Annotated in this window: 5 protein-coding genes and 1 pseudogene; 3 read left to right on the top strand and 3 right to left on the bottom strand. The window is 56.4% G+C overall.

Annotation, left to right across the window (positions count from 1 at the left end):
• The 3 genes and pseudogenes from ACIREA_RS27865 to ACIREA_RS27855 all read right to left on the bottom strand — a co-directional run.
• A pseudogene (locus ACIREA_RS27865) lies at positions 1 to 813 on the bottom strand (hypothetical protein); the annotation flags it as partial.
• Positions 813 to 1,028, bottom strand: coding sequence for a hypothetical protein (locus ACIREA_RS27860; protein WP_397385592.1), 216 nt, complete (start codon positions 1,026 to 1,028; stop codon positions 813 to 815). The gene ACIREA_RS27860 and the pseudogene ACIREA_RS27865, both read right to left, overlap by 1 nt.
• A gap of 8 nt (positions 1,029 to 1,036) precedes the next feature.
• Positions 1,037 to 1,228 (bottom strand): hypothetical protein, encoded by a 192-nt coding sequence (locus tag ACIREA_RS27855; protein ID WP_397385591.1) that lies wholly within the window; start codon positions 1,226 to 1,228, stop codon positions 1,037 to 1,039.
• A gap of 68 nt (positions 1,229 to 1,296) precedes the next feature.
• Between ACIREA_RS27855 and ACIREA_RS27850 the strand changes: the two genes are divergently transcribed.
• From ACIREA_RS27850 to ACIREA_RS27840, 3 genes are all read left to right on the top strand, one after another.
• On the top strand, positions 1,297 to 2,175 hold the full coding sequence (locus ACIREA_RS27850) for a S24 family peptidase (RefSeq protein WP_397385590.1): 879 nt from the start codon (positions 1,297 to 1,299) through the stop codon (positions 2,173 to 2,175).
• Between the two features lie 11 nt (positions 2,176 to 2,186).
• On the top strand, positions 2,187 to 2,879 hold the full coding sequence (locus ACIREA_RS27845; RefSeq protein ID WP_397385589.1) for a hypothetical protein: 693 nt from the start codon (positions 2,187 to 2,189) through the stop codon (positions 2,877 to 2,879).
• 268 nt (positions 2,880 to 3,147) lie between these two features.
• Positions 3,148 to 3,885, top strand: coding sequence for a hypothetical protein (locus ACIREA_RS27840; RefSeq protein ID WP_397385588.1), 738 nt, complete (start codon positions 3,148 to 3,150; stop codon positions 3,883 to 3,885).
• Positions 3,886 to 4,108 lie beyond the last annotated feature (223 nt).

Here is a 4,108-nt window from a genome sequence, read left to right as displayed (position 1 = left end):
ACTGCGGGCCGCATCGACCGAGGCGCATGCGTCAATGAGGATGATCAGCGGAGCGCGGTCATCGCATTGGCCGTCACAGTTGATGTCTCCGCAGGCGTCGCCATGGTGGGCGGATGAATGCTTTTTGGACTGAAATGAACCGCGAGCTGGAGAGTGTGAGCCAGCCGTTGAAGAATTTTGCCCACTGCCCTGAAGAGATGATGCCTGCGGCATTTCGGGCGTATGAAGAATGGTGCCGTCCAGAGATTGATCAGGCATGCCTGCAATGGATTCGCTTTGGCACATGGCCTGAGCTGACGCCGGAGCAGATGTGGTGGGTTTGTCTGCGTTTTCTTGGGGCTGAAATGATGGTGATCCCGTTGCAGCTTGCGACTTGGACGGTTCATCCGACGCGGTATGAGGCTCTGCGATGGCTTCTTCTTGAAGTGTGGCCGTTACGCATTGACGTACTGGCCGCAGAAGTTCTGATTCCGCTCGACGAGCACGCTGAAGAGAAACCGCAGCAACCGCCACATTGGATGAAATAACAGGCTTGGCCTCGGGTGACGTGAAGCAGTCTTTAAAGGCTTCGATCAGGCCATCACGAAGGGCCACTTCGCTGATGCCGTAGCCATCATTGGAGTGAGATTCCACCTTGCCACTGGTGAGGATGACCCACTCATAACCGCCGCAGTCAGGATCTCCGACAATGAGCAGGCGTGTGTCCATGCAGTTGTGCTCATGGATGATGCGGCACTCCGACCATTGGGCGCTGTATTTGAACTGTGGGCGAGAGCCGACGAGCTGTGGGACGGGTGGATAGAGAGTGCTCATCACGCGGCCCTCCCTTCGGAGTTGAGAAGATTGATGAAGACCAATTGCAGCCCCTCAGCCTTGCGGATGGCTGTGGCCGTTTGCATGGCGGCATCGGCTTCTTCTTTGCTGTGGGCTTGGAGCAGGACCGCCGCCGCTTCGTAATGATCTGCGCGTTGAGCCGCAGTCATCTGCTCGATGCCGGTGAAGGCATGCCGAATGAAGTCTGGAATCAAAGGGTGCATCAGGCGGCACATTTGAGTTGTTTGGCGACGAGCTTGCGCAGCTTGGGAAAGCGATGAGAACCGTTCACGACGGCGCTGACTGTCTGGCGCGGGCGTTTCAGTTTGTGCGCTAGCTCGACGACGGTGAGGTCGAGGTTGATGAGGGCGATCTTGGCCGCCTTGGAAAATTTGTTGTCAATGGGTGTCGGCATGGTAACTTGGTTGACTAATGACAACTTAGTTTCCCTGTTTTCATCCGTCAACACAATTTAGTTTCCCAATGGAAAATATTTCGACCCGTTTAAAGAACTTGAGACAACGCCTGCAACTGAATCAGGAGGAAATGGGGAAACTTTTGGGAGTAACGGGAAAATATGTTTCCATGCTTGAGCGTGGATACAAAGAGGCTGATGACGACTCCACGCTGTCAAAGTTGTTAACCTTCCATGAGCAGAGGGAAACTATGGTTCGCGAAGATGCCGCGCACTATGTAACCGGAGCACGTGCCAAACTGAGGCAGGCCCGCGAAGCCAAAGGCATGACGCCTGCTCAACTCGCTAAGGCGATGGGGTATTCCGATGTTGGTACGTATTTGAACATCGAGGAGGGGCGCAGCCAGATGGGCGAAAAGATGGCCATCAAGGCAGCAAACATTCTTGGGATCGACGTGGAAGAGCTGATGCGCGGTTCAGATCATCTTGTCGATCGAAGTCCTTCAGGCGGCACTTTTGGTGCAATCCCTGACATCCATCTTCCCCCGGGCATGACGGCTAAATTTGTGCCGCTGCTGTCACTGGCAGAATGCGGCCCCTCAATGACGTGGACGGATGACGGTTATGCCGGAGAGGGTGTGCTGGCGATCAACTGCAAAGATCCCAAGGCCTTTGCCGTGAAGCTCAGCGGGGACAGCATGTCCCCCAAATATGATGCGGGAGACACGGCGATCATTTACCCCTCGCATACGCCTTGCAATGGTGACGTGGTGCTCGCCCGGCTGGACGATCAGCACGGTGGGGATGTCATGATCAAACTCTACCAGAAGAGCGCGGACACCATCACCCTGAGCAGCTATAACCCGGTTTACCAGCCGATGCAGTACCCGCGTGAGTCATTTGCCTTGATCTATCCCGTTGCCCAAATCACCAAGAACCTCAGATAAACAACCCATCTATGAAAACACTGCTGAAAGTCCTGTGTCTCATCATCGCCTCCGCTCCAATGGCTGAGGCCCAAACGCAATTGCGACAAGTCAGTCCTAAAGCCATCCAGACACGTGGTGTGCCGGGACGGTATCGCATGCTGATCACGATGTCACTGAAGAGCTATTCAGAGGTCCAGATCATGAGGTTCACCAAAACGGATGTCACGTTCACCCATCAGGAAGGCATGGAGACGATCAGCCTGGATGACATGCCTCCAGAAGTGCGGCAGGCATGCAATTACGTCCCTCCATCCACACCCGCCGCGAGTGCGGTGGCCGCAGGATCTCCAAACCCGGAGCAGCTTGAAAATGTGCGCCGTTCAGAGGTTCGCAGGTACATCAAAATTGTAGCGGAAGATGGCGACAGTTTACTGTGTCAGGTCTGGGGCATTGGAGGCAGCAAAGATCCCCAGGTGTCTGCCCTGCGGAAGGCTGGCCGAAAGCTGCAGCAGTATAAAAATGAGTTCCTTTTTCCGCTGAACAGCACCGACCGCTTTGCCCCCGGTTATGAAGACGCGGTGGTGAAAGGATTGAAATGGACCAACAAGGCTGAAACCGAGATGGTGCTGTCCTTGTATCTTGTCAAAAAAGGTGGTGTCGCACAGCCTTCCATTTATGCCACAAGCCTGACTGAGGCTGCAAAATGGGTGACTGAAAAGTAAACCGAGAGCCACATTCGGTGAGCAAAGCCGCGCATTCCTGCGCGGCTTTTTTGTGCCCTGATGTCGCGCCTCCTTGTTGCGCACTCGTCCCACTGGGCGCGGTGAATGCAGGCGGGCTGCACGCACTGTGCAGGCCGCTACCTGTGTCATGGCTCGTTGTTGGGCCTTTGCATGCTGGTGGGCGGTCTCTGGCTGGCCTTGGGGGGTTCAGCTGGGGGCCGCTCATCGCGGCGGGTGGCTTCATCAACGCCACATCACACCGCCCATCATGAAACTGCTTCTGCTCTCTCTCCTGTGCCTTGCCGCCGTCCCCTGTGCTTTTGCGCAGGACATTGATCCTGCGATTCAAGAGGCCGTGACCAAGGCCCTGCCGCCTGCTTATGAGCGGTACGTCTTGTGGATCATCATCCTGCTTGCGGGCGTCCTGCGCTTCAGCACCGCGAAGGGAAACGGCCTCAACAACTGGCAGGCGCTGGGTGCCGTCTTCAAAGGCACGAACATTCCCAAGAGCCCGCTGCTGCTGATTGGCTGCGTAAGCATGCTGATGCTGAGTTCGTGCGCTCCATTCACTGCCTTCATGGCCTCCAACGCAGGACAGGCCACCGTGGCGCTGGCTGAGCTGGGTCTCAATGTGGCCGCTGCCAAAGGCAAGATCACACCGGGTGACAACGTCGCCATTCAGCGCGGCCTGGCCATCGTGACCAATCCCGCAGATCCGACCAGCGTCAAAGTCTTCAGCCTCGCAGAGCTGGGCCTGCAAGCCGCAGTGGCACGCGGTGCCATCAAGCAGGGAGATGCGCTGATCATTCAAGAGGGCGCGGCGATCATCAAGAGCGCCATCATCATACCGCAGCCGCTGGAAGCGAAGCAGCCGGTCAATGTGAAACCGGTGACAGTCTCACATGCTGAGGCCGACGGCCCTGGCTGCATGCAGCTCGCAGAGCGCATTCCTGATTACGGCTACCGCGTGGCCTTCATGCTGAGCACCGTCAACGTCCGCAATTAATCACCCCACATACAAAGGGCCTTCGGCGGGTCTGCTTAAGCCGGGTTGATCACCCGAGACCTGCTGGAGGCCCATACATCCTAAACATCATGACTGCCAATCAACGCATCTATCAGGCCGCGCTCAAGTATCGTGGCGTTTGTGAAGTCCCCGGGCCAAAGAGCAACAAGATCATCCAAGGATGGATCAAGGAGGCCGCATCGTGGCTGGGTGATGATGTGGG

Source organism: Prosthecobacter sp., assembly GCF_044373815.1.
Classification (GTDB): domain Bacteria; phylum Verrucomicrobiota; class Verrucomicrobiia; order Verrucomicrobiales; family Verrucomicrobiaceae; genus Prosthecobacter.
The sequence above is the reverse complement of the archived record's forward strand: the minus strand, read 5'-3'. Positions and strand labels throughout refer to the sequence as shown.